The sequence below is a fragment of the Streptomyces sp. NPDC006140 genome, from assembly GCF_040628815.1.
Taxonomy (GTDB): domain Bacteria; phylum Actinomycetota; class Actinomycetes; order Streptomycetales; family Streptomycetaceae; genus Streptomyces.
Genome location: NZ_JBEXTS010000003.1, coordinates 255,735 through 280,199 on the forward strand (window position 1 = coordinate 255,735; position 24,465 = coordinate 280,199).

At 72.1% G+C, this 24,465-nt stretch carries 22 protein-coding genes and 2 pseudogenes; 10 read left to right on the top strand and 14 right to left on the bottom strand.

What is annotated here, in order from left to right; all coding sequences use genetic code 11:
* Position 1 precedes the first annotated feature (1 nt).
* The 3 genes from ribA (at position 2) to ABZ386_RS10585 (ending at position 3,029) form a co-directional block, all read left to right on the top strand.
* Positions 2-661: a GTP cyclohydrolase II gene (gene ribA, locus ABZ386_RS10575; protein WP_114256433.1), complete on the top strand. Its 660-nt coding sequence runs from the start codon at positions 2-4 to the stop codon at positions 659-661.
* A 159-nt stretch (positions 662-820) separates the two neighbouring features.
* Positions 821-1,882, top strand: a complete 1,062-nt coding sequence (locus ABZ386_RS10580; protein ID WP_351334116.1) for a saccharopine dehydrogenase — start codon at positions 821-823, stop codon at positions 1,880-1,882.
* Entirely contained in the window at positions 1,872-3,029 is a 1,158-nt protein-coding gene (locus ABZ386_RS10585) for a saccharopine dehydrogenase family protein (protein ID WP_358964574.1), read from the top strand. Before ABZ386_RS10580 ends, ABZ386_RS10585 begins: the two co-directional genes overlap by 11 nt.
* 7 nt (positions 3,030-3,036) lie before the next feature.
* Here the strand turns inward: ABZ386_RS10585 and ABZ386_RS10590 are convergent, their stop codons facing one another.
* Positions 3,037-4,266: a serine hydrolase domain-containing protein gene (locus ABZ386_RS10590; RefSeq protein ID WP_358964575.1), complete on the bottom strand. Its 1,230-nt coding sequence runs from the start codon at positions 4,264-4,266 to the stop codon at positions 3,037-3,039.
* Between the two features lie 173 nt (positions 4,267-4,439).
* Between ABZ386_RS10590 and ABZ386_RS10595 the strand changes: the two genes are divergently transcribed.
* The 3 genes and pseudogenes from ABZ386_RS10595 to ABZ386_RS10605 all read left to right on the top strand — a co-directional run.
* Positions 4,440-4,733: a metalloregulator ArsR/SmtB family transcription factor gene (locus ABZ386_RS10595; protein WP_114256437.1), complete on the top strand. Its 294-nt coding sequence runs from the start codon at positions 4,440-4,442 to the stop codon at positions 4,731-4,733.
* A complete protein-coding gene (locus tag ABZ386_RS10600) occupies positions 4,730-5,119 on the top strand; it encodes a VOC family protein (protein WP_351334106.1) in 390 nt (129 codons plus the stop codon). The genes ABZ386_RS10595 and ABZ386_RS10600 overlap by 4 nt, the downstream gene beginning before the upstream one ends.
* A gap of 15 nt (positions 5,120-5,134) precedes the next feature.
* A pseudogene (locus ABZ386_RS10605) lies at positions 5,135-5,230 on the top strand (VOC family protein); the annotation flags it as partial.
* Here ABZ386_RS10605 and ABZ386_RS10610 read toward each other — a convergent pair.
* From ABZ386_RS10610 to ABZ386_RS10620, 3 genes and pseudogenes are all read right to left on the bottom strand, one after another.
* Positions 5,229-5,315 (bottom strand): annotated as a pseudogene (locus ABZ386_RS10610) (VOC family protein); the annotation flags it as partial. The pseudogenes ABZ386_RS10605 and ABZ386_RS10610 overlap by 2 nt on opposite strands.
* A gap of 57 nt (positions 5,316-5,372) precedes the next feature.
* On the bottom strand, positions 5,373-6,731 hold the full coding sequence (locus tag ABZ386_RS10615) for an MFS transporter (protein WP_351334103.1): 1,359 nt from the start codon (positions 6,729-6,731) through the stop codon (positions 5,373-5,375).
* A 162-nt stretch (positions 6,732-6,893) separates the two neighbouring features.
* Positions 6,894-7,559, bottom strand: a complete 666-nt coding sequence (locus tag ABZ386_RS10620; protein ID WP_114256441.1) for a TetR/AcrR family transcriptional regulator — start codon at positions 7,557-7,559, stop codon at positions 6,894-6,896.
* Between the two features lie 139 nt (positions 7,560-7,698).
* Between ABZ386_RS10620 and ABZ386_RS10625 the strand changes: the two genes are divergently transcribed.
* Both ABZ386_RS10625 and ABZ386_RS10630 read left to right on the top strand, forming a co-directional pair.
* Positions 7,699-8,574: a shikimate dehydrogenase gene (locus ABZ386_RS10625; protein WP_356501645.1), complete on the top strand. Its 876-nt coding sequence runs from the start codon at positions 7,699-7,701 to the stop codon at positions 8,572-8,574.
* A 15-nt stretch (positions 8,575-8,589) separates the two neighbouring features.
* Positions 8,590-10,389 (top strand): TIM barrel protein, encoded by a 1,800-nt coding sequence (locus tag ABZ386_RS10630; protein ID WP_351334096.1) that lies wholly within the window; start codon positions 8,590-8,592, stop codon positions 10,387-10,389.
* On the opposite strand, the gene ABZ386_RS10635 is transcribed toward ABZ386_RS10630, so the two are convergent.
* The 8 genes from ABZ386_RS10635 to tkt are packed head-to-tail and all read right to left on the bottom strand — an operon-like array spanning position 10,376 to position 20,919.
* On the bottom strand, positions 10,376-11,842 hold the full coding sequence (locus ABZ386_RS10635; RefSeq protein WP_356501646.1) for a membrane-associated oxidoreductase: 1,467 nt from the start codon (positions 11,840-11,842) through the stop codon (positions 10,376-10,378). The two genes, ABZ386_RS10630 and ABZ386_RS10635, sit on opposite strands and share 14 nt — an antisense overlap.
* 58 nt (positions 11,843-11,900) lie before the next feature.
* A complete protein-coding gene (locus ABZ386_RS10640) occupies positions 11,901-12,488 on the bottom strand; it encodes a histidine phosphatase family protein (RefSeq protein WP_351334090.1) in 588 nt (195 codons plus the stop codon).
* Positions 12,489-12,491: 3 nt separating this feature from the next.
* The gene (gnd, locus tag ABZ386_RS10645; protein ID WP_351334086.1) at positions 12,492-13,376 is read right to left on the bottom strand and encodes a phosphogluconate dehydrogenase (NAD(+)-dependent, decarboxylating); all 885 of its coding nucleotides are present in this window, start codon (positions 13,374-13,376) and stop codon (positions 12,492-12,494) included.
* Position 13,377: 1 nt separating this feature from the next.
* Positions 13,378-15,042: a glucose-6-phosphate isomerase gene (pgi, locus tag ABZ386_RS10650; RefSeq protein ID WP_356501648.1), complete on the bottom strand. Its 1,665-nt coding sequence runs from the start codon at positions 15,040-15,042 to the stop codon at positions 13,378-13,380.
* The gene (gene opcA, locus ABZ386_RS10655) at positions 15,035-15,970 is read right to left on the bottom strand and encodes a glucose-6-phosphate dehydrogenase assembly protein OpcA (RefSeq protein WP_355716476.1); all 936 of its coding nucleotides are present in this window, start codon (positions 15,968-15,970) and stop codon (positions 15,035-15,037) included. Before opcA ends, pgi begins: the two co-directional genes overlap by 8 nt.
* Positions 15,967-17,682, bottom strand: a complete 1,716-nt coding sequence (zwf, locus tag ABZ386_RS10660) for a glucose-6-phosphate dehydrogenase (protein WP_358964578.1) — start codon at positions 17,680-17,682, stop codon at positions 15,967-15,969. The genes opcA and zwf overlap by 4 nt, the downstream gene beginning before the upstream one ends.
* Positions 17,679-18,824, bottom strand: coding sequence for a transaldolase (gene tal / locus ABZ386_RS10665; RefSeq protein ID WP_356615588.1), 1,146 nt, complete (start codon positions 18,822-18,824; stop codon positions 17,679-17,681). The genes zwf and tal overlap by 4 nt, the downstream gene beginning before the upstream one ends.
* 19 nt (positions 18,825-18,843) lie before the next feature.
* Positions 18,844-20,919 carry a transketolase gene (gene tkt, locus ABZ386_RS10670; RefSeq protein ID WP_356501650.1) on the bottom strand — a complete coding sequence of 692 codons (2,076 nt, stop codon included), beginning with the start codon at positions 20,917-20,919 and terminating at the stop codon, positions 18,844-18,846.
* A gap of 157 nt (positions 20,920-21,076) precedes the next feature.
* On the opposite strand from tkt, the gene ABZ386_RS10675 reads away from it, so the two are divergent.
* Complete coding sequence (locus ABZ386_RS10675; RefSeq protein WP_351334069.1) at positions 21,077-21,979, top strand: AraC family transcriptional regulator; 903 nt, start codon at positions 21,077-21,079, stop codon at positions 21,977-21,979.
* Between the two features lie 50 nt (positions 21,980-22,029).
* Here the strand turns inward: ABZ386_RS10675 and ABZ386_RS10680 are convergent, their stop codons facing one another.
* Both ABZ386_RS10680 and ABZ386_RS10685 read right to left on the bottom strand, forming a co-directional pair.
* The gene (locus ABZ386_RS10680; protein WP_358964579.1) at positions 22,030-23,427 is read right to left on the bottom strand and encodes a glycoside hydrolase family 16 protein; all 1,398 of its coding nucleotides are present in this window, start codon (positions 23,425-23,427) and stop codon (positions 22,030-22,032) included.
* A 170-nt stretch (positions 23,428-23,597) separates the two neighbouring features.
* Entirely contained in the window at positions 23,598-23,831 is a 234-nt protein-coding gene (locus ABZ386_RS10685; RefSeq protein ID WP_351334063.1) for a hypothetical protein, read from the bottom strand.
* A gap of 144 nt (positions 23,832-23,975) precedes the next feature.
* Between ABZ386_RS10685 and ABZ386_RS10690 the strand changes: the two genes are divergently transcribed.
* Positions 23,976-24,431, top strand: coding sequence for a VOC family protein (locus tag ABZ386_RS10690; protein WP_355716461.1), 456 nt, complete (start codon positions 23,976-23,978; stop codon positions 24,429-24,431).
* Positions 24,432-24,465 lie beyond the last annotated feature (34 nt).

The window sequence follows — 24,465 nt, forward strand, 5'->3', positions numbered from 1 at the left end:
CATGACAGAAAACATTGGCGTACTCGGCAAGAAGTCCCCGCAGCGGACCGGCGTGGAACGCGTCGTCAATGCCCCCTTGCCCACCGTGTACGGGAAATTCCAGGCGGTCGGCTACCTGGACCACGACCGCGGTGACGAACAGGTGGCGCTGGTCTACGGCGAGATCGGCACGGAGGACGTCCTCATCCGGCTGCACTCGGAGTGCCTGACCGGCGACGCCTTCGGCTCCCAGCACTGCGAGTGCGGCGACCAGCTCGACGCCGCCCTGCGCGCGGTCGTCGCCGAGGGCGCCGGTGTCGTCGTCTACCTCAGAGGGCATGAGGGCCGCGGCATCGGCCTGCTGGCCAAGCTGCGCGCGATGGCCCTGCAGGCGGAGGGCCTGGACACCGTCGAGGCCAACCTCGCCCTCGGCCTGCCGGTCGACGCCCGGGACTACGGCGTCGCCGCGCGGATCCTGGACGACCTGGGCGTGAACTCCGTCCGCCTGATGTCCAACAACCCGCGCAAGCGCGAGGCGCTGGTGAACCACGGCATCCGCGTCGCCGAGCAGGTGCCGCTGCTGATCCCGCCGTGCGAGAACAACATCACCTACCTGCGCACCAAGCGGGAGCGCCTCGACCACCACCTGCCCCATCTGGACGCGGTGGTCAGCTCCTCCTGAGGCACCGGACCCGCAATCGGCAGGTTCCGGTCCTCCCCGACGTGACCTGGGCGAATCCGTGCGCGACCCCTAGCCGGGCCGCGTACGCTTCGTGGACGTCCGCCCCTTGAGCGTCGGCCCCGCAGCGGCCGACGCCTCACGTCCGGAGGCCCACCCGGTATGACCGAGCTCCATCTGTGGCTGCGCCACGAGGCCCGCACGACCGAGCGACGCACACCCGTCGTGCCCGACGACGCCCGGCGCCTCGTCGAGAACGGAGTGGAACTGACCGTCGAGGAGTCCCCGCAGCGGGTCTTCCCGATCGAGGAGTACCAGGCGGCCGGCTGCCGCGTCGCCCCCGCGGGCTCCTGGGTGACGGCGCCCCCGGACGCCGTCGTGCTCGGCTTGAAGGAACTGCCCGACGAACCGGCCGGACTGACGCACCGGCACATCTTCTTCGGCCACGCCTACAAGGGGCAGCCGGGGGCGGCCGGCCTGCTGCGCCGGTTCGCCGCCGGCGGCGGGGCGCTGTTCGACCTGGAGTACCTGGTGGACGACTCCGGGCGGCGCCTCGCCGCCTTCGGCTTCTGGGCCGGCTACCTGGGCGCGGCCCTGGCGGTGCTGCAGCACCGGGGCCGGCTGCGGGCGCCGCTCGTGCCCACCACCAAGGACGAACTGGACGAGACCCTCAAGCCCGCCGACGCCGACGCCGACTTCACCGGCCTGGTCGTCGGCGCCCTGGGACGCAGCGGCCGCGGCGCCCGCGTGGCCTTCGCCACCGCCGGAGTGGACCCCACCTGCTGGGACCTCGCCGAGACCCGCGACCTGGACCGCGCCGCTCTGCTGCGGCACGACGTGATGGTGAACGCGGTGCTCGCCACCAGCCCCGTCCCGCCCTTCCTGCGCGAGCAGGACCTCGACACCCCGGACCGCCGGCTGCGCACCCTGTGCGACGTGACGTGCGACGTCGGCTCACCGCTCAACGTCCTGCCGGTGTACGACGAGACCACCAGCTGGGACGAGCCGGTACGGCGGCTGCGCGCACAGCCGCCGCTCGACCTGATCGCCATCGACAACCTGCCCTCCCTGCTGCCGCTGGAGTCCAGCGCCGACTTCTCGGCCGCGCTGCTGCCCCACCTGCTCGACTTCGGCGTCTCCGGGGCGTGGGCGCGCTGCCTGGACCGGTTCCGCCGGGCGTCCCGCGAGCACGGTCTCGACGAGGGGGAGTCCCATGACCTCTGACCCGGTACCCGCGAGCGGCACGGTCCACTGGATCGGCGCCGGACTGTCCACCGGCAGTGGCCTGGCCGCGCTGTGCGACACGGCCGAGCGCGTCCGGCTCTGGCACCGCACCGAGAGCCGCGCCGCCGACGCCCTCGGCCGGCTGGGCCTGGCCGGGCGGGCCGAGCCCCGCGCCTGCACGCTGTCCGCCCTCGCCGCCGAACTGGCGCCCGGCGACGTCGTCGTGTCGATGCTGCCCGCGCCGGAACACGCCCCGCTGCTCGCCGAGTGCGTCCGGCTGGGCGCGCACTTCGCGTGCTCCAGCTATGTGTCGGAGGCGGTGCTGGAGCAGGTGCCCGCCGCCGAGAAGGCCGGGGTCGTCGTCCTCACCGAGGCCGGGCTCGACCCGGGCATCGACCACCTCTTCGCGCACGACCTCGTCGCCCGGGCCCGCCGGGCCGTCGGCGACGGGACGCCCGCCTCGTACTCGCTCACCTCGTACTGCGGCGGCGTCCCCGCCGTTCCGAACGACTTCACCTACCGCTTCAGCTGGGCACCCACGGGGGTTCTCAACGCCCTGCGCTCCCCGGCCCGTTACATCGACGACGGCGCCGAGACCGTCGCCGAGCGCCCGTGGGAGGCGACCCGGCGGCACGTCGTCGACGGGGAGACCTTCGAGGTCTACCCCAACCGCGACAGCGTCCCGTTCGTCGCCCAGTACGGTCTGCCGGACGCCTGGACACCGCGGACCTTCGTACGCGGCACCCTGCGCCTGGAGGGCTGGCTGCGCGCCTGGGACGCCGTCTTCGAGGAGCTGAAGACCGGCGACGACGCCCGGATCACGGCCCTGGCCCAGGAGTTGGCCGCCGCCTACCCCACCACGGACGACGACCGCGACCGGGTCGTGCTCGCCGTGTCCCTGGAGGTGCGGGCCGAGGCGGGACGGACCTGGACGGGCGGCTACCTCCTGGACCTGGTGGGCGACGCCGGGGAGAGCGCGATGGCCCGCTGCGTGTCGCGCACCCTCGCCCTGGGCGTCCGGCACGTCCTGGACGGCTCCCTGCCGCCGGGCCTGAACCGCGCCGCCGAGACGGCCGACCGGTCCGAGCGGTGGCTGCGTGAACTCGCCCGGGACGGGATCGAGTTCACGCTCCGCGTAGATAAGTGAGCGGCGTTCAGCCGGTCAGGGCCTCGTGGAGAAGCCGCTTGAGGTCCTTGAAGACCGTGTGCGAGGTCCGGGGCCGCACCTGCGTCATGAACTGAACCGTCAGGTCGCGGCCCGGGTCCACCCAGAACGTCGTCGTGGCCACCCCGCTCCAGCCGAAGGCGCCGAGCCCGGACGGCGCCTGCGTGCGGGAGGGGTCGATCACCACGGAGCAGTTGAGGCCGAAGCCGACCCCTTCGTTGCCGGGCTCGTCATGGGCGGGCCGGCTGCCGAAGGCCCGCAGATCGGCCCCGCCGGGCAGGTGGTTGCGGGTCATCAGCGCCACCGTCTCCGGGGCGAGCAGCCGGACGCCGTCCAACTCGCCCCGGCGGCGCAGCAGTTCCATGAAGCGGTGGTAGTCGCGGGCGGAGCAGACCATGCCGCCGCTGCCCGACAGGAACCGCGGCCGGCCCCGCAGCGGCAGCCCCGGGATCGGCTCGATGCCGCCGCCCTCCTTCTCCCCGTACATCTCGGACAGCCGGGGCGCCTGCTCGTCCGTGACGTGGAACCCCGCGTCGGTCATGCCGAGCGGCGTGAAGATCCGCTCGGCGAAGAACGCGTCGAGCGGCTGTCCGGACACCACCTCGATGACCCGGCCCAGGACGTTGCTGGCGACCGAGTAGTTCCACTCCGTGCCCGGCTCGAACTGCAGCGGCAGGCTCGCGTAGACCTCGATGGTCTCGGCCAGGTCCGCGCCCGGCGGCACCGACGACTCCAGGCCGGCCGCGCGGTACAGGGCGTCGACGGGGTGGGAGCGGTAGAAGCCGAAGGTCAGGCCCGAGGTGTGGGTGAGCAGATGCCGGACGAGTATCGGCCCGGCGGCCGGGCGGGTCTTCACATCGGACCCGGATCCGCTCACGTACACCCGCGGGTCGGCGAAGGCCGGCAGGTGGTCGGCGACCGGGTCGTCCAGTGACAGCCGGCCCTCCTCCACCAGCAGCAGGGCGGCGACCGCGGTGACGGGCTTCGTCATGGAGTAGACCCGCCACAGCGTGTCGGGCTCGACGGGAAGCCCGGCCGCGATGTCGCGCAGGCCGTGCGTGGTGAGGTGGGCGACGCGTCCGCCGCGGGCGACGGAGACGAGGAAGCCCGGCAGACGCCCCGCCTCGACCAGACCTGCGAAGTGCCGGTCCAGGCGGCCCAGCGCCTCCGGATCCAGCCCCGCCTCACCCGGGTCCGCCTCTTGTCGCAGCTGTGCCATCGCTCTTCCTCCATCGCGCTCGTCGAGGTGAGATCCGGCATACCCCGCCCGGACCGCCTCCGATCCCATCCTCGTCCAGGAACCCTTCATGATCGCGCAGGAACAGGTGAGCGGGTGTCATCAGCTCGGAGCCGCGCTTGATAGGCAAGTCGTCACTTGCCTATCGTGGGGTCATGGCGGAGGATGTCTTCAAGGCCCTGGCCGACCCCACGCGTCGGCGCATCCTGGACGAGCTGGTGGAACGGGACGGGCAGAGCCTGTTCGAGATCTGCACCCGGCTGGTGACCAAGCACGGTCTGGGGCTGTCCCGCCAGGCGATCAGCCAGCACCTGGCGGTCCTGGAATCGGCGGGTCTCGTCGTGACCCGGCGCGAGGGCCGCTACAAGTTCCACGACCTGAACACCGAACCCCTCGAGCGCATCATGACCCGATGGCTCAGGCCCGACCCACCGGAGGACACCCCATGAGGATCCACATCACCAGCGTCTTCGTCGACGACCAGGAGAAGGCCCTGCGCTTCTACACGGACGTCCTGGGCTTCGTGAAGAAGCACGACGTCCCCATGGGCACGGACCGGTGGCTGACGGTGGTCTCCCCGGAGGACCCGGACGGCACGGAACTCCTGCTCGAACCCTCCGGCCACCCCGCGGTCCCGCCCTACAAGACGGCCCTGGTCGAGGACGGCATCCCCGCCGCGTCCTTCGCCGTCGACGACGTCCGGGCGGAGTTCGAGCGCCTGCGCGACCTGGGCGTGACGTTCACCCAGGAGCCGCTGGAGATGGGCCCGATCACGGCCGCCGTGCTGGACGACACCTGCGGCAACCTGATCCAGATCGTCCACACCAAGGCCTAGTCCCGGGGAGCAGGACCGGGCCACCACGACCTGCTGATGCTCGGCTGGCCCGACGCCGCCTGGCACCTGGAGCTGGTACACGAGCCCGGCCGCCCGGTCGAGCCCCGCCCCGGTAGCCGTCAGGGTCCTCGAACGTGACTCCCCACTCGTTCCAGTGGGGGTTGGGGGACTCCACCCGCTTGCCGCCGTGCTGTTCCCGGAGAGCCCCTGCCGCCGGGCCCCGGCAGGAACCCGGCGGCAGCACGCGATCGTCTCAGGCCGTCACCTTCTCCGGCCGCACGGCTTCCCGGGCGGTACGTTCCCCCAAGAGTTCCGTCGGCACCCGGTGCGTCTCCCGCGCCGACAGCGCCGCCACCACCGGCGGCACGCACAACGCCGCCGTGAACAGCGCCACCGCCGACCAGTCGTCCCCGCCCGGCCCGGCGATCCGCGCCGCGAACGTCACCGCGAACCCGGCCGCCGCGAACCCGATCTGTGTGCCGATGGCCACGCCGGACAGCCGCACCCGGGTCGCGAACATCTCGCCGTAGAAGGCCGGCCACACCCCGTTCGCCGCGCTGTAGACGACGCCGAAGCAGAGGACGCCGGTCAGGAAGGTCAGCGGGTAGGAGCCCGTGGAGACCGCCCACAGGTACAGGAACATCGTCACCGCGCTGCCGGCCGCGCCGATCAGGAACACCGGGCGGCGGCCGATCCGGTCGGACAGCGTCGCCCACAGCGGGATCGCGGCGAGCGCGACGACATTGGCCAGAGCACCGACCCACAGCATGGCCGTACGCGACATGCCGACCGCGTCGCTCGTGCCGTACGCCAGCGCCCACACAGTGAAGATCGTGCTGACCGAGGCGATGAGCGCGCCCGCGATCACCCGCAGCACGTCCGCCCAGTGCTCGCGCAGCAGCACCAGCAGCGGCATCTTCACGACGCCCTCGGCAGCCGCCTGCCGGGCGAAGGCCGGGGTCTCGTCCAGCTTGCGCCGGATGACGTACCCGGCGACGGCGACCGCGACGCTCAGCCAGAACGGCACCCGCCAGCCCCACGACAGCAACTGCTCCTCGGGTAGCGCGGCGACCGGGATGAAGACCAGCGTGGCCAGCAACTGCCCGCCCTGCGTGCCGCTGAGCGTGAAACTGGTGAAGAAGCCGCGCCGGTCCGGCGGCGCGTGTTCCAGCGTCATGGAATTGGCGCTGGCCTGCTCGCCCGCCGCCGAGATGCCCTGCAGCACCCGGCACAGCACCAGCAGCACCGGGGCGAGGGTGCCGACCTGCTCCCGGGTCGGCAGACATCCGATGAGGAACGTCGACAACCCCATCAGCATCAGCGTGAAGACCATGATCTTCTTGCGGCCGAGCCGGTCCCCGAAGTGCCCGAGGACCAGCGCGCCGACCGGGCGGGCGGCGTACGCGACGCCGAACGTGGCCAGCGACAGCAGGGTCGCCGTGGCCGGGTCGGACTCGTCGAAGAACACCTCGGGGAAGATCAGCGCGGCGGCGCTGCCGTAGATGAAGAAGTCGTAGTACTCCAGGGCGCTGCCGATCCACGCGGCGGTGGCGGCTTTCCTGGGCTGGCCGGGCGGGGCGGCGGCCCCTTCGGGCAGGGCGGGGACGGACACGGCGGCTCCTTCGGGGGCTCCACCCTAGGCGGAGCGGGACACAAGGCGAGCAGAGGGGGACGTGCCGGATCGCGGCTAATTAACCCACTGGGTAGTTAGTAGGGGATGGCCAGTGATGCTGCGCCCGTGGGTCGCCGGTGTCAAGGGGTCGCGCGCCGGGCGTCAGTCCGCCGCGCGCTCCGCCGTCAGGTACGCGATCACCATGTCGCCGAGCATGGCGCGGTAGTGCGCGCGCTGCGCCGGGTCGAGCAGGTCGCGGCCGAACAGGGCGCCGAAGGTGTGCCGGTTGGAGACCCGGAAGAAGCAGAACGAGGAGATCATCGCGTGCAGGTCGACGGCGTCGACGTCGGCCGTGAACAGGCCCGACTCGCGGCCCGACGCCAGGATCCGGCGGATCACGTCCAGGGCCGGGGAGCCGATCTTCCCGAGCTTCTCGGAGCCGGCGATGTGCTGCGCCTCGTGGATGTTCTCGATGCTGACCAGACGGATGAAGTCCGGGTGCTGCTCGTGATGGTCGAAGGTCAGCTCGGCCAGGCGCCGGATGGCGGCCACGGGGTCGAGGTGGTCGACGTCGAGCTGCTGCTCGGCCTCCCGGATCACGCCGTACGCCCGCTCCAGCACGGCCGTGAACAGCTGCTCCTTGCCGCCGAAGTAGTAGTAGATCATCCGCTTGGTGGTGCGGGTGCGGGCGGCGATCTCGTCGACCCGGGCCCCGTCGTACCCGGCCCGGGCGAACTCCTGCGTGGCGACGTCGAGGATCTCGGCCCGGGTGCGGGCGGCGTCACGGATGCGCTCGCCAGGGCGTGCCGGTTCTTCGACGCTGGTCATCAGGTTCCTTCGGGCGGAGGGTCCGGTGCCGGTGATTGTAGAAGCAGGGGCCCGTCCGCCCACGGGTCTTCCCGAGGCCGTACGCGGCTGATATAGCTAACGTACTAGTTCGTACATTCGTCAGCCGCTGGAGGCACGCGTGCCCAAGGACTCGTATCTCGTCGGACTGATCGGTTCCGGCATCGGTCCGTCGCTCAGCCCGGCGCTGCACGAGAGAGAGGCCGACCGCCAGGGCCTGCGCCTGCTGTACCGGCTCATCGACATCGACCCGCTCGGCGTGCCGCCCGAGGGGGTGGGCGATCTGGTGCGGGCCGCCCGCGACCTGGGCTTCGACGGGCTGAACATCACGCACCCGTGCAAGCAGCTCGTCCTGGAGCACCTGGACGCGCTCGCCCCGCAGGCGGAGGCGCTGGGCGCGGTCAACACGATCGTCTTCGAGGACGGCCGGGCCGTCGGCCACAACACGGACGTCACCGGCTTCGCCGCGTCCTTCGCGCGCGGGCTGCCCGACGCGCCGCTGGAGCGGGTCGTGCAGCTGGGCGCCGGCGGCGCGGGCGCGGCCGTCGCGCACGCCCTGCTCACCCTCGGCGCCGGACGGGTCACCGTCGTCGACGCCCTGCCCGAGCGGGCCGCCGCGCTCGCCGACTCCCTGAACCGCGCCTTCGGCCCAGGCCGTGCGGCCGCCGCGCCCCCCGGCCGGCAGGCCGGACTGCTCGCGCACGCCGACGGCATCGTGCACGCCACGCCCACCGGCATGGCCGCCCACCCCGGCCTGCCCCTGCCCGCCGGACTGCTCCACCCCGGCCTGTGGGTCGCCGAGGTGGTCTACCGCCCGCTGGAGACGGAACTGCTGCGCACCGCCCGCGCGCTGGGCTGCGCCACCCTCGACGGCGGCGGCATGGCCGCCTTCCAGGCCGCCGACGCGTTCCGCCTGTTCACCGGCCGGGAACCCGACGCCCCGCGGATGCTGACGGACCTGACCGAGCTGGCCGGGGCCGTAGGCGCATCGAACTAGGAAGGGACACCGACGTTGCGAACGTCCATCGCCACCGTCTCCCTCAGCGGATCCCTCACCGAGAAGCTCGACGCCGCCGCCCGGGCCGGTTTCGACGGGGTGGAGATCTTCGAGAACGACCTGCTGGCCAGCCCCCTCACCCCCGAGGACATCCGCGCCCGCTGCGCCGACCTCGGTCTCGGCATCGATCTCTACCAGCCGATGCGGGACATCGAGGCCGTCCCCGAGGCCGAGTTCGCCCGGAACCTGCGGCGCGCCCGGCACAAGTTCGAGCTGATGCGCAGGCTCGGCGCCGACACGGTCCTCGTCTGCTCCAGCGTCTCCCCGCTGGCGGTGGACGACGACGCCCTCGCCGCCGAGCAGTTGAGCCGGCTGGCCGACGCGGCACGGGAGTCCGGCGTCCGGGTGGCCTACGAGGCGCTCGCGTGGGGGCGGCACGTCAGCACCTACGACCACGCCTGGCGCATCGTCGAGACGGCCGGGCATCCCGCCCTCGGCACCTGCCTGGACAGCTTCCACATCCTCTCGCGCGGCTCGGACCCCCGGGGCATCGAGGACATCCCCGGCGAGAAGATCTTCTTCCTCCAGCTCGCGGACGCCCCGCTGCTGGCCATGGACGTTCTGCAGTGGAGCCGCCACTACCGCTGCTTCCCCGGCCAGGGCGGCTTCGACGTCACCGGCCTGCTGCGGCACGTCCTGCGCACCGGCTACGACGGCCCGCTCTCCCTGGAGGTCTTCAACGACGTCTTCCGGCAGGCCGAGGCCGGTCCGACCGCCGTCGACGCCCGGCGCTCCCTGCTGGTCCTCCAGGAGGCGGTGGGCCGGGCCGCCCTGCCCGAGCCCGTCGTCCCCACCGGCGTCGCCTTCGCCGAGCTGGTCACGCCCGACGCCGAACCCCTCACCGCGCTGCTCGGCGCCCTGGGCTTCACCCGCACCGCACGGCACCGCGGCAAGCCCGTCGCCCTGTGGGAGCAGGGGGACGCCCGGATCCTCGTCAACACCGGCCCGGCCGTCCGCCGTGACGGCGCGCAGCTCGCCGCGATCGGGCTGGAATCACCGGACCCCGCTGGAGCGGCCCGGCGCGCCGAGGCCCTGCTCGCGCCCGTGCTGCCCCGCCGCCGGGCCCCCGGGGACGCCCCCCTCGACGCGGTCGCCGCCCCCGACGGCACGGAGCTGTTCTTCTGCGCCACCGGCCGCGCGGAACCGCCCGACTGGCGCGCCGACTTCGAGGACACCGGCCGGCCCGCCACCGGCGGCGCGGGCATCCGGGGCATCGACCATCTCGCCCTCACCCAGCCCTGGCACCACTTCGACGAGGCGGCCCTGTTCCACCGCGGCGTGCTCGGCCTGCACGCCCAGGAGAGCGTGGATGTCGCCGACCCCTACGGCCTGCTGCGCAGCCGCGCCGTCACCGACGCCGACGGCCGGGTCCGGATCGCCCTCACGGTCGGCGCCGCGCCCACCGACGACACCGTCCACGCCCAGCACATCGCGCTGGCCACCGACGACGTGGTCGCCGCGGCCCGCCGCTTCCGCGAGGCCGGCGGCAGCCTGCTGCCGGTTCCCGCGAACTACTACGACGACCTCGCCGCCCGCTTCGAGTTCGCCGACGGCGAGCTGGAGACCTACCGCGAGCTCGGCATCCTCTACGACCGGGACGCCCACGGCGTGTTCCGCCACTGCTACACGCGCACGATCGGCCGCGTCTTCTTCGAACTGGCCCAGCGCGACGGCGGCTACCGCGGCTACGGCGCCGCGAACGCCCCGGTGCGGCTGGCCGCGCAGCACGCGGTGCGGGCGCTCACTGGCGGCTGACGGTCCGGGTGACGCCGGTGACGACCGTGGTGGCGAGGATCCAGCCGGTGAGGACGAGGGCGTAGGAGAGCCACTGGTACCAGCCGGTGGGTGCGAACGCGCCCTCCTGCCCGAAGGAGATCACCGGCAGCAGCAGGTCGAGGGTGTAGAAGACCGGGTTGAACTCCGGGGCCTCGTCCGGCTTCAGCGGCCGCGGGTGGTGCAGCGCGTAGGCGAGGGAGCCGATCAGCAGCAGTGACACCAGCCAGCCGGCGGCGCGCAGGGGCCGGAAGCCGTAGCCGACGGTGGCGTCCTGGACCTGGCCCCACAGCCGGCCGTACCACGGCAGGGTGGCGCGCCGGCGGCGCTGCTTGGCGAGCTGGACGACGCGGGCGGCGTCGTCGTCCCCGATCCGGCGGTAGGCCGCGGTCAACTGCTCGTAGGCGTGCGGGACATACCCCTCGCGGTCCCGTTCCAGCATCGCCAGGCGCCGTTCGGCGGGTTCGTGCGGGGTGAGGGAGGTGTAGACGAGGCTGTCGAGCAGGACCTCCCCGGGGACCACGTCCGGCTCCAGGAACAGGACGTCCAGCTGGGCGCGGCGCAGGTTGAGCGCGCCCGACACGGGCGGGCCGTTGCGCAGCCAGAGCTCCCCGATCGTGCAACTGCTCGCCCGCAGCGCCGTGCCTCCGGGGTTCTCCAGGCGGGCGCGGGAGAAGTCCAGACGACCCCCGACGCGGGCGCCGCGCAGGCCGATCCAGCCGCTCACGTCCGCGCCGCGCAGCAGGACATCGCCCTCCACGGTGAGGGTGACCGCGTCGAGGGCGGCCTTTCCGGCCCCGGCGGCCAGCCGTGCCGCGTTGAGGTCGATCGTCCCGGCGATCGAGGCACCCGTCAGGCGCACCTCGCCGCGGGTGCGCAGCCCCGGCGCCGACAGGCCGTCGCCGACGGTCACATGGTTGAGCTGCAGCGCGGCCGGTCCGCCGGATGGTCCGTCGATGCCGGCCCCGTCCAGGAACAGCGCCCCGGAGATCTGCGCCCCGCCCAGCCGCACCGGCCCGCCGAACAGGCAGTCCGACACACGCAGCACGCCGTCCACGCGCAGGGTGGCGGCGTCCAGCCCGGGCAGGACGGAGTCGCGCAGGTTCAGCTGCCGCAGCCGCGCCCCGTACAGGACGGGGACCTCCTCGAAGCAGCACTCGCTGAGGCGCACGGCGTGGTCGACCTCGCTGTACTTGAGGTCCAGCACGCCGGTGATCCGCGCTCCCGCCAGCCGGAGTGCGGCCGTCTCCCCGTCCTCCTGCGGGGCGCTCAACAGCAGGGACCGCAACACGGCCGCCCGTACGGTCCGTTCGGGTCCCCAGCCCGCGCCCCGCGCCGGGTGCTCATCGGACGGCCCCCGGAAGTCCACGTCCGCCCCGCGCGGAAAGGCGCGCCACACCCGCTCCTCGGCGGGCGTCATGTCGTCGATCTGCATCGACGGGGACTCTGACGCGCCGGGCCGGAGGTGTCAACTCACCTCCGGCCCGGCTCAGTCACGCCCTGATGTTCCACTCCTGGATCACCGGCCGGCCGTGCTCGGTCGACAGCCGGGAGACCGTGCCCGTCTCCAGCCGGAACAACCGCCCCTCCGACGGCGGCAGGCCCAGCCGGCGGGCCGTCAGGACGCGGAGGAAGTGGCCGTGCGCCACCAGCACCACATCGCCGTCGGGCAGCGCCTCGGCCACCCGGGACAGCACCCGGTCGGCACGCTCGCCGACCTCCTCGGGGGACTCGCCCGGCTCGCCGTCGGGACCGGCCGGGCCCCCGTCGGTCCACAGGTCCCAGCCGGGGCGGCCGCGGTGTATCTCGTCGGTGGTGATGCCCTCGTAGGCGCCGTAGTACCACTCGTGCAGGTCCGGGTCCGTCACGGCACCCGTCAGGCCCGCCAGTTCGGCGGTGCGCGCCGCGCGGCCGAGCGGACTGGTGAGGACCAGCGCGAAGGGACGGCCCGCCAGGAGCGGGGCCAGTGACTTCGCCTGTTCCTCACCGCGCCGGGTGAGGGGCAGGTCGGTGAAGCTGGTGTGCTGTCCGCTCCGGCTCCACTCCGTCTCGCCGTGGCGGACCAGCAGCAGATCGCCCACGTCCTACGCCTTCTTCGCGGACTCGACGGCGTGGCCGCCGAACTGGTTGCGCAGCGCCGCGATCATCTTCATCTGCGGCGAGTCGTCCTGCCGGGAGGCGAACCGGGAGAACAGGGAGGCGGTGATCGCGGGCAGCGGCACGGAGTTGTCGATCGCCGCCTCCACGGTCCAGCGCCCCTCGCCGGAGTCCTGGGCGTAGCCCCGCAGGCCCTCCAGGTGCTCGTCCTCGTCGAGCGCGTTCACCGCGAGGTCCAGCAGCCAGGAGCGGATGACGGTGCCCTCCTGCCAGGAGCGGAACACCTCGCGGACGTTGTCCACGGAGTCCACGGCCTCCAGCAGCTCCCAGCCCTCGGCGTAGGCCTGCATCATGGCGTACTCGATGCCGTTGTGGACCATCTTGGCGAAGTGCCCGGCGCCGACCTTGCCCGCGTGGACGTAGCCGTACGGGCCCTCCGGCTTGAGCGCGTCGAAGATCGGGCGCAGCCGGTCGACGGTCTCCTTCTCGCCGCCGACCATCAGCGCGTAGCCGTTCTTCAGGCCCCACACGCCGCCGGAGACGCCGGCGTCGACGAAGCCGATGCCGCGCTTGCTCAGCTCCTCGGCGTGCTTCTCGTCGTCCGTCCAGCGGGAGTTGCCGCCGTCGACGACCGTGTCGTACGGCTTGAGGAGGTCCGCCAGTCGGTCGATGACGTGCTGGGTGGGGTCGCCGGCCGGGACCATGACCCAGACCGTGCGGGGCGCCTCCAGCTCGTTGACCAGGTCGGCGAGGCTGGCGACGTCCGACTTCTCGGGGTCGGTGTCGTAGCCGACGACGGTGTGGCCGGCGTTGCGCAGGCGCTCGCGCATGTTGCCGCCCATCTTGCCGAGACCCACAAGTCCGATCTGCATGTCAGTTCACTTCCCGAAGATTGCGGTAGGCGGCCACCAGCGCGGCCGTGGACGGGTCGAGACCGGGGACGTCGGCGCCCTCGGTCAGGGCGGGCTCGACGCGCTTGGCGAGGACCTTGCCCAGCTCCACGCCCCACTGGTCGAAGGAGTCGATGTTCCAGACGGCGCCCTGCACGAACACCTTGTGCTCGTAGAGGGCGACCAGCTGGCCCAGGACCGACGGGGACAGCTCGGTGGCCAGGATCGTCGTGGTCGGGTGGTTGCCCTGGAAGGTGCGGTGGGGCACCTGCTCCTCGGGCACGCCCTCGGCGCGCACCTCCTCGGCGGTCTTGCCGAAGGCGAGGGCCTGCCCCTGCGCGAACAGGTTGGCCATCAACAGGTCGTGCTGAGCCTTCAGCTCGTCGCTCAGCTCGGCGACCGGCCGGGCGAAGCCGATCAGGTCGGCCGGGATGAGCTTGGTGCCCTGGTGGATGAGCTGGTAGTAGGCGTGCTGCCCGTTGGTGCCGGGCGTGCCCCACACCACCGGACCCGTCTGCCACTGGACCGGACGCCCGTCGCGGTCCACCGACTTGCCGTTGGACTCCATGTCGAGCTGCTGGAGGTAGGCGGTGAACTTGGACAGGTAGTGGCTGTACGGCAGGACCGCGTGCGACTGGGCGTCGTGGAAGTTGCCGTACCAGATGCCGAGCAGGCCCATGATCAGCGGGGCGTTGGCCTCGGCGGGGGCGTTGCGGAAGTGCTCGTCGACGATGCGGAAGCCGTCGAGCATCTCCCGGAAGTGGTCCGGGCCGATCGCGATCATCAGGGACAGGCCGATCGCGGAGTCGTAGGAGTAGCGGCCGCCGACCCAGTCCCAGAACTCGAACATGTTGTCGACGTCGATGCCGAAGTCGGCGACCTTCCCGGCGTTCGTCGACAGGGCGACGAAGTGCTTCGCCACCGCCTTCTCGTCACCGCCGAGCCCGTCGAGCAGCCAGGAGCGCGCCGAGGTCGCGTTGGTGATCGTCTCGATGGTGGTGAACGTCTTGGACGCGACGATGAACAGCGTCTCCGCCGGGTCCAGGTCGCGCGTGGCCTCGTGCAGGTCGGAGCCGTCCACGTTGGACACGAAGCGGAAGGTCAGCGAGCGGTCCGTGAACGGCCGCAGCGCCTCGTAGGCCATCGCCGGGCCGAGGTCCGAGCCGCCGATGCCGATGTTGACGACGTTGCGGATGCGCTTGCCGGTGTGGCCGGTCCACTCGCCCGAGCGCACCCGGTTCGCGAAGTCGGACATCTTGTCGAGCACGGCGTGCACGCCCGGGACGACGTTCTCGCCGTCGACCTCGATCACCGCGTCCCGGGCGGAGCGCAGCGCGGTGTGCAGCACGGCCCGGTTCTCGGTGGTGTTGATCTTCTCGCCGCGGAACATGGCGTCCCGCAGCCCGAACACGTCGGTGGCGGTCGCCAGCTCCTGGAGCAGGGCCAGCGTCTCGTCGGTGACCAGGTGCTTGGAGTAGTCGATGCGCAGGTCGCCCACGTGCACGACGTAGCGCTCGGCGCGCCCGGGGTCCGCCGCGAACAGCTCCCGCAGGTTCGGCTGCGGCAGGGCGTCCTTGCGGTGGTCCTCCAGGGCGGTCCACTCGGGCCGCCGCGTGAGCAGGGGGGAGCCGGAGGGGGAGTCAGACATGGGCGGGGGTCTCCTCGGTTGCCTCGCCGTTCAGGGCGATGGCGTACATCTCGTCCGCGTCGAGGCGCCGCAGCTCCTCGGCGATGAGTTCGGAGGTGGCACGGACCTTCAGCGCGAGGGTCCGGGACGGCTGGCCCGGCAGGGTCAGCGTGGCCAGCGGCCCCTCGGGGCGGTCGATGACGATCTCGCCGTTCTCCGTGCCCAGGCGCACGGCGGTCACGACCGGCCCGGCGGTGACCACGCGGTCCACGCGGACGTGCAGCCGGGCCTCCAGCCAGCGGGCCAGCAGCTCGGCGGCCGGGTTCTCGGCCTCGGCCTCCACGGCCGCCGAGATCACCTTCGCCCGGGCCTGGTCCAGCGCCGCCGCCAGCATCGAACGCCAGGGCGTCAGCCGGGTCCAGGCGAGGTCCGTGTCGCCGGGCGCGTAGGAGCGGACCCGGGACTCCAGGGTCTGCAGGGGGTTCTCCACGGCGTACAGGTCGGTGATCCGCCGCTGGGCCAGGGCCCCGAGCGGGTCCTTCGAGGGCACCTCGGGGGCGTCCACCGGCCACCACACCACCACCGGCGCGTCCGGCAGCAGCAGCGGCAGCACCACCGAGTCGGCGTGGTCGGACACCTCGCCGTAGGTCCGCAGGATCACCGTCTCGCCGGTGCCCGCGTCGGCGCCCACCCGGACCTCCGCGTCCAGCCGGGAGGACTGGCGGTCGCGCGGGGTGCGGGCGTGCCGCTTGATGACGACCAGGGTGCGCGAGGGGTGCTCGTGGGAGGCCTCCTCGGCCGCCTTGATCGCGTCGTAGGCGTTCTCCTCGTCCGTGACGATCACCATCGTCAGGACCATGCCCACGGCCGGCGTGCCGATGGCGCGGCGACCCTGCACCAGCGCCTTGTTGATCTTGCTTGCCGTGGTGTCGGTCAGGTCGATCTTCATGGCCTGCGCCAGCTCCGTCCGTCTCGTGCGAGCATCTCGTCGGCTTCCTCGGGTCCCCAGCTGCCGGAGGCGTACTGCGCGGGCCGGCCGTGCGTGGCCCAGTACTGCTCGATCGGGTCGAGGATCTTCCAGGACTCTTCCACTTCCTGGTGACGGGGGAACAGGTTGGCGTCGCCCAGGAGCACGTCCAGGATCAGCCGTTCGTACGCCTCCGGGCTCGATTCGGTGAACGACTCGCCGTAGGCGAAGTCCATCGTCACGTCCCGGATCTCCATCGACGTGCCCGGCACCTTGGAGCCGAACCGGACCGTCATGCCCTCGTCCGGCTGCACGCGGATGACGATCGCGTTGGCGCCCAGTTCCTCCGTCGCGGTCGAGTCGAAGGGGGAGTGCGGGGCCCGCTGGAACACCACCGCGATCTCCGTGACCCGCCGCCCGAGCCGCTTGCCGGTGCGCAGGTAGAACGGGACGCCGGCCCAGCGGCGGTTGTCGACCTGGAGCTTGACCGCGGCGTAGGTGTCGGTCGTGGAGCCCGGGTCGATGCCCTCCTCCTCCAGATAGCCGCGCACCTTCGCACCGCCCTGCCAGGCGGCCGCGTACTGCCCGCGCACGGTGTGCAGCCCCAGGTCCTCCGGCAGCTTCACGGCGCGCAGGACCTTCAGCTTCTCGGTGAGCAGCGAGGCGGCGTCGAAGGCGGCCGGCTCCTCCATCGCGGTGAGCGCCATCAGTTGGAGCAGGTGGTTCTGGATGACGTCACGGGCGGCGCCGATGCCGTCGTAGTAGCCGGCCCGGCCGCCGATGCCGATGTCCTCGGCCATGGTGATCTGCACGTGGTCGACGTACGACCGGTTCCAGATCGGCTCGAACATCTGGTTGGCGAAGCGCAGCGCCAGGAGGTTCTGGACGGTCTCCTTGCCGAGGTAGTGGTCGATGCGGAAGACCTGCTCCGGATCGAACACGTCGTGCACGATCGCGTTCAGCTCGCAGGCGCTGTCGAGGTCGTGCCCGAACGGCTTTTCGATGACCGCGCGGCGCCAGGAGCCCTCCGGGGCGTCGGCCAGCTTGTGCTTCTTCAGCTGCTGGACGACCTTGGGGAAGAACTTCGGCGGCACCGAGAGGTAGAAGGCGTAGTTGCCGCTGGTGCCGCGGGAGGCGTCCAGCTCCTCGACGGCGGAGCGCAGCTGCTTGAACGCCGTGTCGTCGTCGAAGTCGCCGGGGATGAACCGCATGCCCTCGGCGAGCTGCTGCCAGACCTCCTCGCGGAACGGGGTCCGGGCGTGCTCGCGGACGGCGTCGTGCACGACCTGCGCGAAGTCCTGGTCCTCCCAGTCCCGGCGGGCGAAACCCACCAGCGAGAAGCCCGGCGGCAGCAGGCCGCGGTTGGCCAGGTCGTACACGGCCGGCATCAGCTTCTTGCGGGACAGGTCGCCGGTCACGCCGAAGATGACGAGCCCGGACGGGCCCGCGATCCGGGGCAGACGGCGGTCGCGCGCGTCGCGCAGCGGGTTGGCGAAGTCGGCGTCGGCGTGGTGCGTGCGCGGGGCGGCCTGCGTCTGCCCGTCGGAGCCGGCCCGCTCGTCCCCGGCCGGCTCGGTCGTGCCGCTCACCCCGGTCTGCTCGACCCCGGCCGCGTCCTGGGCGGCCCGGGCCTCCTTGTCCTCCTTGCTCCCCTTGGTCTCCTGTTCGGCGGTCTGGGGGATCCCCTCGCTCATTCCGCGTCAACTCCCTTGTCGTTCAAGGACTTGGTGACCGCGTCCAGCAGGTCCTGCCAGGCCACCTCGAACTTCGCCACACCTTCGTTCTCCAGCTGCCGCACCACCTCGTCGTACGAGATCCCGAGCCGCTCGACGGCCGCCAGGTCCGCCCGGGCCTGGGCGTAGCCGCCGGTGACGGTGTCGCCCTGGACGTCGCCGTGGTCGGCGACGGCGTTCAGCGTGGCCTCCGGCATGGTGTTGACCGTGCCGGGGGCGACCAGCTCGTCCACGTACAGGGTGTCCTTGTAGGCGGGGTCCTTCACACCGGTGGAGGCCCAAAGGGGGCGCTGCCGGTTCGCTCGGGCGCCTCCCAGGGCCTGCCAGCGCGGCCCGGCGAAGACCTGCTCGTACGCCTGGTAGGCGAGCCGCGCGTTGGCCAGGGCCGCCCGGCCCTTCAGGGCGAGCGCCTCGTCCGTGCCCAGCAGCGTCAGCCGCTTGTCGATCTCGGCGTCGACGCGGGAGACGAAGAAGGACGCGACCGAGTGAATGGCCGACAGGTCCAGGCCGGCCGCCTGCGCCCGCTCCAGGCCCGCCAGATAGGCGTCCATCACCTCGCGGTAGCGCTCCAGCGAGAAGATCAGCGTCACGTTGACACTGATACCCGCGCCGATCGCCTCGGTGATCGCGGGCAGGCCCGCCTTCGTCGCCGGGATCTTGATCATCACGTTGGGGCGGTCCACCAGCCAGGCCAGCTGCCGGGCCTCGGCGACGGTCGCCGCCGTGTCGTGCGCCAGCCGGGGGTCGACCTCGATGGAGACCCGGCCGTCCCGGCCGCCCGTCGCCTCGTACACCGGCCGCAGCACGTCGGCGGCGGCCCGTACGTCGGCGGTCGTCATCATCCGGACGGCCTCGTCGACCGTCACGCCCCGCACGGCCAGGTCGGCGAGCTGCTCCTCGTAGCCCTCGCCGGAGCCGATGGCGGCCTGGAAGATGGACGGGTTGGTGGTGACGCCGACGACGTTCCTCGTCTCCACGAGTTCGGCCAGGTTGCCGGACTCGATGCGCCGGCGGGACAGGTCGTCCAGCCAGATCGACACGCCCTCGTCGGACAGGCGCTTGAGTGCTCCCGCGGTCGCGGTCGCTTCGGTCACAGTGATCATCTTCTTTCGGGCGGTGCGGTCAGCCGCGCGCGGCGGTGAGGGATTCCCGGGCCGCGGCGACGACGTTCTCGGGGGTGAAGCCGTACTCGGCGAACAGGGTCTTGGCGTCGGCGGAGGCGCCGAAGTGCTCCAGGGAGACGATGCGTCCCGCGTCGCCGACGAACCGGTGCCAGGTCAGGCCGATCCCGGCCTCGACCGCGACCCGGGCCTTCACGGACGGCGGGAGCACGCTGTCGCGGTAGGCGCGCGGCTGCTGCTCGAACCACTCCACGGACGGCATCGACACCACGCGCGTGCCGACCCCCTCGGCCTCCAGCGCCTCGCGCGCCTCGACCGCGAGCTGCACCTCGGAACCGGTGGCGATCAGCACCACCTCGGGCACCTCGGTGGAGGAGTCCGCGAGGACATAACCGCCGCGCGCCGCGTCCGGGTTCGGCGCGTAGGTGGGCACGCCCTGGCGGGTCAGCGCGAGGCCGTGCGGGGCCGGGTCGGTGCTGTGCCGCCGCAGGATCTCGGCCCAGACGACCGCGGTCTCGTTGGCGTCGGCCGGGCGTACGACGTTCAGGCCCGGGATGGCCCGCAGCGCGGCCAGGTGCTCCACCGGCTGGTGGGTCGGGCCGTCCTCGCCGAGGCCGATCGAGTCGTGCGTCCACACGTACGTCACCGGCAGCTGCATCAGGGCCGACATGCGGACGGCGTTGCGCATGTAGTCGGAGAACACCAGGAAGGTGCCGCCGTAGATCCGCGTGTTGCCGTGCAGGGCGATGCCGTTCATCTCCGCGGCCATGGAGAACTCGCGGATGCCGAAGTGCACCGTGCGGCCGTACGGGTCGGCCTCCGGCAGCGGGTTGCCCTCCGGCAGGAAGGACGACGTCTTGTCGATGGTGGTGTTGTTCGAACCGGCCAGGTCGGCGGAGCCGCCCCACAGCTCGGGCAGGACCGCGCCGAGCGCCTGGAGCACCTTGCCGGACGCGGCGCGCGTGGCGACCGCCTTGCCCGGCTCGAACACGGGCAGGGCGTCCTCCCAGCCCTCGGGCAGCTCGCCCTTGCTGACGCGGTCGAAGGTCGCGGCCCGCTCGGGGTTCTCGCCGCGCCAGGCGGCGATCCGCTTGTCCCAGGCGGCGTGCGCCTCGGCACCCCGGTCCAGGGCCGTGCGGGTGTGGGCCAGCACCTCGTCGGCGACCTCGAAGGTCTGCTCCGGGTCGAAGCCGAGGACGCGCTTGGTGGCGGCGACCTCCTCCTCGCCGAGCGCCGAGCCGTGGGAGGCCTCGGTGTTCCGGGCGTTCGGGGCGGGCCAGGCGATGATCGTGCGCATCGCGATGAGGGACGGGCGCCCGGTCTCGGCCTGCGCCGCCTTCAGGGCCGCGTACAGCGCGCGGACGTCGATGTCGCCGTCCTCCTGCGGCTCGATCCGCTGCACGTGCCAGCCGTAGGCCTCGTACCGCTTCAGCACGTCCTCGGAGAACGCGGTCGCCGTGTCGCCCTCGATGGAGATGTGGTTGTCGTCGTAGAGGAAGACCAGGTTGCCGAGCTTCTGGTGGCCGGCGAGCGAGGAGGCCTCCGCGGAGACGCCCTCCTGGAGGTCGCCGTCGGAGACGATCGCCCAGATGGTGTGGTCGAAGGGCGACTCGCCCTCGGGGGCGTCCGGGTCGAACAGGCCGCGCTCGTAGCGGGCGGCCATCGCCATGCCGACCGCGTTGGCGACGCCCTGGCCCAGCGGGCCGGTGGTGGTCTCCACGCCCGCCGTGTGGCCGTACTCGGGGTGGCCGGGCGTCTTCGAGCCGTGCGTGCGGAACGCCTTCAGGTCGTCCAGCTCCAGCTCGTAGCCCGCGAGGTACAGCTGCGTGTAGAGGGTCAGCGAGGTGTGCCCGGGGGAGAGGACGAAGCGGTCACGGCCCATCCACTCGGGGTCGGCGGGATCGTGCCGCATCACCTTCTGGAAGAGCGTGTAGGCGGCCGGCGCCAGGCTCATCGCGGTGCCGGGATGGCCGTTGCCGACCCGCTGCACGGCATCCGCCGCCAGCAGGCGGGCGGTGTCGACGGCACGCCGGTCGAGGTCGGTCCATTCGAAGCTGTCCGCTGTCTGCGTGCTCATCTTCAAGAAGTCCTCGATAGGAGCGAAGGGGCTGGTCTGACGCGTTCAAAATTAAAAGTCTGACTTTTTCGACGGAAGGTCGCCGTGTGCCAGCCTGTGGTGAAAGTGGGACACCCAGAAGCAGCACGAGGCGCGAGCGGGGCGGTACGAGGCGGACATGGCGGACAGAAGCATCCAAGGCGGCGACATCCAAGGCGGCGACGGGATCAGAACGTTCCCCTTCCCGGTCGAGTTGAGCGTCGGCGGCGTCGGCATGCAGGTCGGCCCGATGGGCACCGGCCGCACCTGGCACGCCGAAGCGCCGCTGGAGCGCGTGCACCGCATCGAGTTCCACGTCGTGATGCTGTTCGGCGAGGGCCCGGTCCGGCACATGGTCGACTTCACCGAGTACGAGGCCCGCGCCGGGGACCTGCTGTGGATCCGCCCGGGGCAGGTCCACCGCTTCTCGCCGACCAGCGAGTACCGCGGAACCGTGCTCACCATGCAGCCGGGCTTCCTGCCCCGCGCGACCGTGGAAGCAACCGGCCTGTACCGCTACGACCTGCCGCCGCTGCTGCGCCCCGACGAGGGCCAGCGCGCCGCCCTGCGCGCCGCGCTCGGCCAGTTGCGGCGCGAGTACGAGGACACGGCCACGCTGCCGCTCAGCCTGCACACCGCCGTCCTGCGCCACACCCTGACGGCGTTCCTGCTGCGCCTCGCCCACCTCGCCACGAGTTCCGCGGACGCGGTGCGCCGGCAGTCCGACTCCACCTTCACGCTCTTCCGGGACGCCGTGGAGAAGGACTTCGCCACCAACCACAGCGTCAGCGCCTACGCCGACGCGCTCGGTTACTCCCGCCGCACCCTGGTCCGCGCGGTCCGGGCCGCGACCGGTGACACCCCCAAGGCGTTCATCGACAAGCGCGTCGTCCTGGAGGCCAAACGGCTCCTCGCCCACACCGACCTGCCGATCGGCCGGGTCGGCGCGGCGGTCGGCTTCCCCGACGCCGCGAACTTCTCCAAGTTCTTCCACCAGCACACGGACTTGACGCCGGCGGCGTTCCGGGCGGAGTTGCGCTGAGGGCAGCGAAAAGGGGCCCCACGCGCGCGTGGAGCCCCTTCCGGGTGCGGTCAGCGCCCGAAGGTGAACCAGTTGACGTTCACGAAGTCCGCCGGCTGCCCGCTGGTGAAGGTCAGATAGACGTCGTGCGTGCCCGTCACGGAGCTGATGTTGGCGGGAATCGTCCGCCACGACTGCCAGCCGCCGGTGTTGCCCACCGCGAAGCTCCCGATGGGCGCGTTGCTCCGGCTGTCCAGCCGCACCTCGACCAGCCCGCTGACACCGCCCGCCGCGCCGCTCGCGACCCGGGCGCTGAACTGCCGGGCCGCCGTGGAGCCGAAGTTCACGCCCTTGAACTGCAGCCAGTCGCCGTTGGCCAGGGCGCCGACGTTCTGGCCGCCGCCGGTGTCGGTGGTCGTCTCGGTCATGGCGCCGGACTGGCCGTCGTAGGACTCGGCCTGGAGGGTGCCGTAGGCGTCGCGGTTGCCGGTGGGCGGAGGTGTGGTGCCGCCACCGCCCGACGACAGCACCTGCACGTAGTCGACGACCATCGGGTGGCCGGGCTGGGTGCCCGCGTCCGGGCCGCCGCCGAACGCGTCCGGGAAGCCGCCGCCCATCGCCACGTTGAGGATGATGAAGAACCCGTGGTCGGTGGCGTTCCGCCAGGTCGTCGCGTCGACCTGATTGGCCCGTACGGTGTGGAAGTTGACGCCGTCGAGGGAGAAGCGGATCTCCTCGACGCTCGTCGAGCGGTCCCACTCCATCCGGTACGTGTGGAAGCCGGCCTGGCACGTGGTGCCCTGGCAGGTGGTCGAACCGCCGATGCCGCTGGTCTCGTTGCAGGGGCCGCCCGGGGAGGTGCCGCAGTGCATCGTGGCGAACACCGTGTTCTGGCCCTGGGTGTTCTCCATGATGTCCAGCTCGCCGACGGCCGGCCAGTTCCAGTAGTTGCCGCGGTAGGGGGCGCCCAGCATCCAGAACGCGGGCCAGTAGCCCTTGGCCGCCGCTCCCGTGACGTTCGGCACCTGGATCCGCGACTCGACGCGCAGCTTTCCGCCGGCCGGGGGCTGGAAGTCGGTGCGGTTGGTCTCGACGCGGCCGGAGGTCCAGTTGCCGGCGGCGTCCCGGCGGGGCGTGATGCGGAGGTTGCCGTTGCCGTCGAGGGAGACGTTGTCGGTGCTGCTCGTCATCGTCTCGATCTCGCCGGTGCCCCAGTTGGCGGGGCCGCCCGGGTAGCCCTTGCCGGTGGCGTACTGCCAGTTCGAGGTGTTGACGCCGCTGCCCGCCGGGCCGTTGAAGTCGTCCACGAACACCTGCGTCCAGCCCGACGGGGGCGGTGGTGCGGAGGCGTTCGCGGCCGGGGTGGCGACGGTGGCGGCGGCCGCCGCGAGTCCGAGCGTGCACGCGACGGCGACGAAGGCCCGCCGGAAGGGGCGGGGTCTGCGGGGGGTGCCGGAGGTTTCGCTCATGTGGGGGCCTCTCGGGGAAGGAGAGCGAGAGCGCTGAGAGCGCTCTCAAAGTGCCGTCAATGTGCTCCACCTCACCCGGGGCGTCAAGAGGTAAAGCCAGGAAAAGTGCGGGGCTGCTTCTGGATGCAGAGCCTGAACGGGACGCGGGGACACCGGGGTTGAGAGCGCTCTTACAAGTCTCGGCGTCCACCGTCCCGCTGGGCGGCCCGCCTCTTGCCCTGCGACTTCAGCAGGTCGTCGATGAACAGGAGCAGCAAGATCCCGATCCCCGGCGTCCATGGGGGCAGCGCGGCCACGGCCGCGACGAGTCCCGTCAGCATCGCGAGCACGACCAGCACGAGCAGCCGCAGCAGCCCCCACCGCCCGACGCGCGACGCCGGCCACCGTCCCCCGTGCCGCTTCATCGCCGACTCCCCCCGTCGCTGGGCTCGTCGAGCCCTCCGCGGAGTCCGACTGCCGGCGGCGGGGAACGGTTGCGTCTCCTCCGACGGTCCGTTCGGGGCACGGCGTACCGGGCCGTTGTCAGACCCTCCTGCGATGCTCTCGGCATGGATGTGACGTTGCAGGTGACCATCGACTGCGCCGACCCGGCGACCCTGGTGAACTTCTGGACACAGGCCCTCGGTTACGAACCCGAGCCGCCTCCGGGCGGGCACCCCAGCTGGCGGGCCTACTGGGAGGCCATGGGGGTGCCGGCTGAGGAACTGACCGAGGGCGCGGGGGAGACACCCGAGTCGATCGTCGATCCGGAGGGGCAGGGGCCCCGCATCTGGTTCCAGCGGGTGCCGGAGGGCAAGACCGTCAAGAACCGGGTGCACCTCGACCTCAAGGTGGGCGGCGGCCGGGGCGTTCCCCTGCCGGAGCGCACCCGGAGGATCGCGGCGAAGGTCGACCGGCTGGTCGCGGCGGGCGCGACGGTGGTGCGGACCATGGACGAGCCGGACATGGACTACTACGGGGTCGTGCTGCGCGACCCGGAGGGCAACGAGTTCTGCGTGGCCTAGGGGATGTCCGCGGAAGGAGCCTCAGAACCGACGC

Bases quoted from the DNA above. Each gene is read 5' to 3' on its own strand.
- ABZ386_RS10690 (WP_355716461.1), top strand. From the start codon at position 23,976: ATGGATGTGACGTTGCAGGTGACCATCGACTGCGCCGACCCGGCGACC.
- zwf (WP_358964578.1), bottom strand. From the start codon at position 17,682: ATGAGCGAGGGGATCCCCCAGACCGCCGAACAGGAGACCAAGGGGAGC.
- pgi (WP_356501648.1), bottom strand. From the start codon at position 15,042: ATGTCTGACTCCCCCTCCGGCTCCCCCCTGCTCACGCGGCGGCCCGAG.
- ABZ386_RS10585 (WP_358964574.1), top strand. From the start codon at position 1,872: ATGACCTCTGACCCGGTACCCGCGAGCGGCACGGTCCACTGGATCGGC.
- ABZ386_RS10685 (WP_351334063.1), bottom strand. From the start codon at position 23,831: ATGAAGCGGCACGGGGGACGGTGGCCGGCGTCGCGCGTCGGGCGGTGG.
- ABZ386_RS10595 (WP_114256437.1), top strand. From the start codon at position 4,440: ATGGCGGAGGATGTCTTCAAGGCCCTGGCCGACCCCACGCGTCGGCGC.
- ribA (WP_114256433.1), top strand. From the start codon at position 2: ATGACAGAAAACATTGGCGTACTCGGCAAGAAGTCCCCGCAGCGGACC.
- ABZ386_RS10635 (WP_356501646.1), bottom strand. From the start codon at position 11,842: ATGCAGATCGACGACATGACGCCCGCCGAGGAGCGGGTGTGGCGCGCC.
- gnd (WP_351334086.1), bottom strand. From the start codon at position 13,376: ATGCAGATCGGACTTGTGGGTCTCGGCAAGATGGGCGGCAACATGCGC.
- ABZ386_RS10675 (WP_351334069.1), top strand. From the start codon at position 21,077: ATGGCGGACAGAAGCATCCAAGGCGGCGACATCCAAGGCGGCGACGGG.
- ABZ386_RS10600 (WP_351334106.1), top strand. From the start codon at position 4,730: ATGAGGATCCACATCACCAGCGTCTTCGTCGACGACCAGGAGAAGGCC.
- ABZ386_RS10580 (WP_351334116.1), top strand. From the start codon at position 821: ATGACCGAGCTCCATCTGTGGCTGCGCCACGAGGCCCGCACGACCGAG.
- tal (WP_356615588.1), bottom strand. From the start codon at position 18,824: ATGATCACTGTGACCGAAGCGACCGCGACCGCGGGAGCACTCAAGCGC.
- opcA (WP_355716476.1), bottom strand. From the start codon at position 15,970: ATGAAGATCGACCTGACCGACACCACGGCAAGCAAGATCAACAAGGCG.
- ABZ386_RS10590 (WP_358964575.1), bottom strand. From the start codon at position 4,266: ATGGCACAGCTGCGACAAGAGGCGGACCCGGGTGAGGCGGGGCTGGAT.
- tkt (WP_356501650.1), bottom strand. From the start codon at position 20,919: ATGAGCACGCAGACAGCGGACAGCTTCGAATGGACCGACCTCGACCGG.
- ABZ386_RS10680 (WP_358964579.1), bottom strand. From the start codon at position 23,427: ATGAGCGAAACCTCCGGCACCCCCCGCAGACCCCGCCCCTTCCGGCGG.
- ABZ386_RS10620 (WP_114256441.1), bottom strand. From the start codon at position 7,559: ATGACCAGCGTCGAAGAACCGGCACGCCCTGGCGAGCGCATCCGTGAC.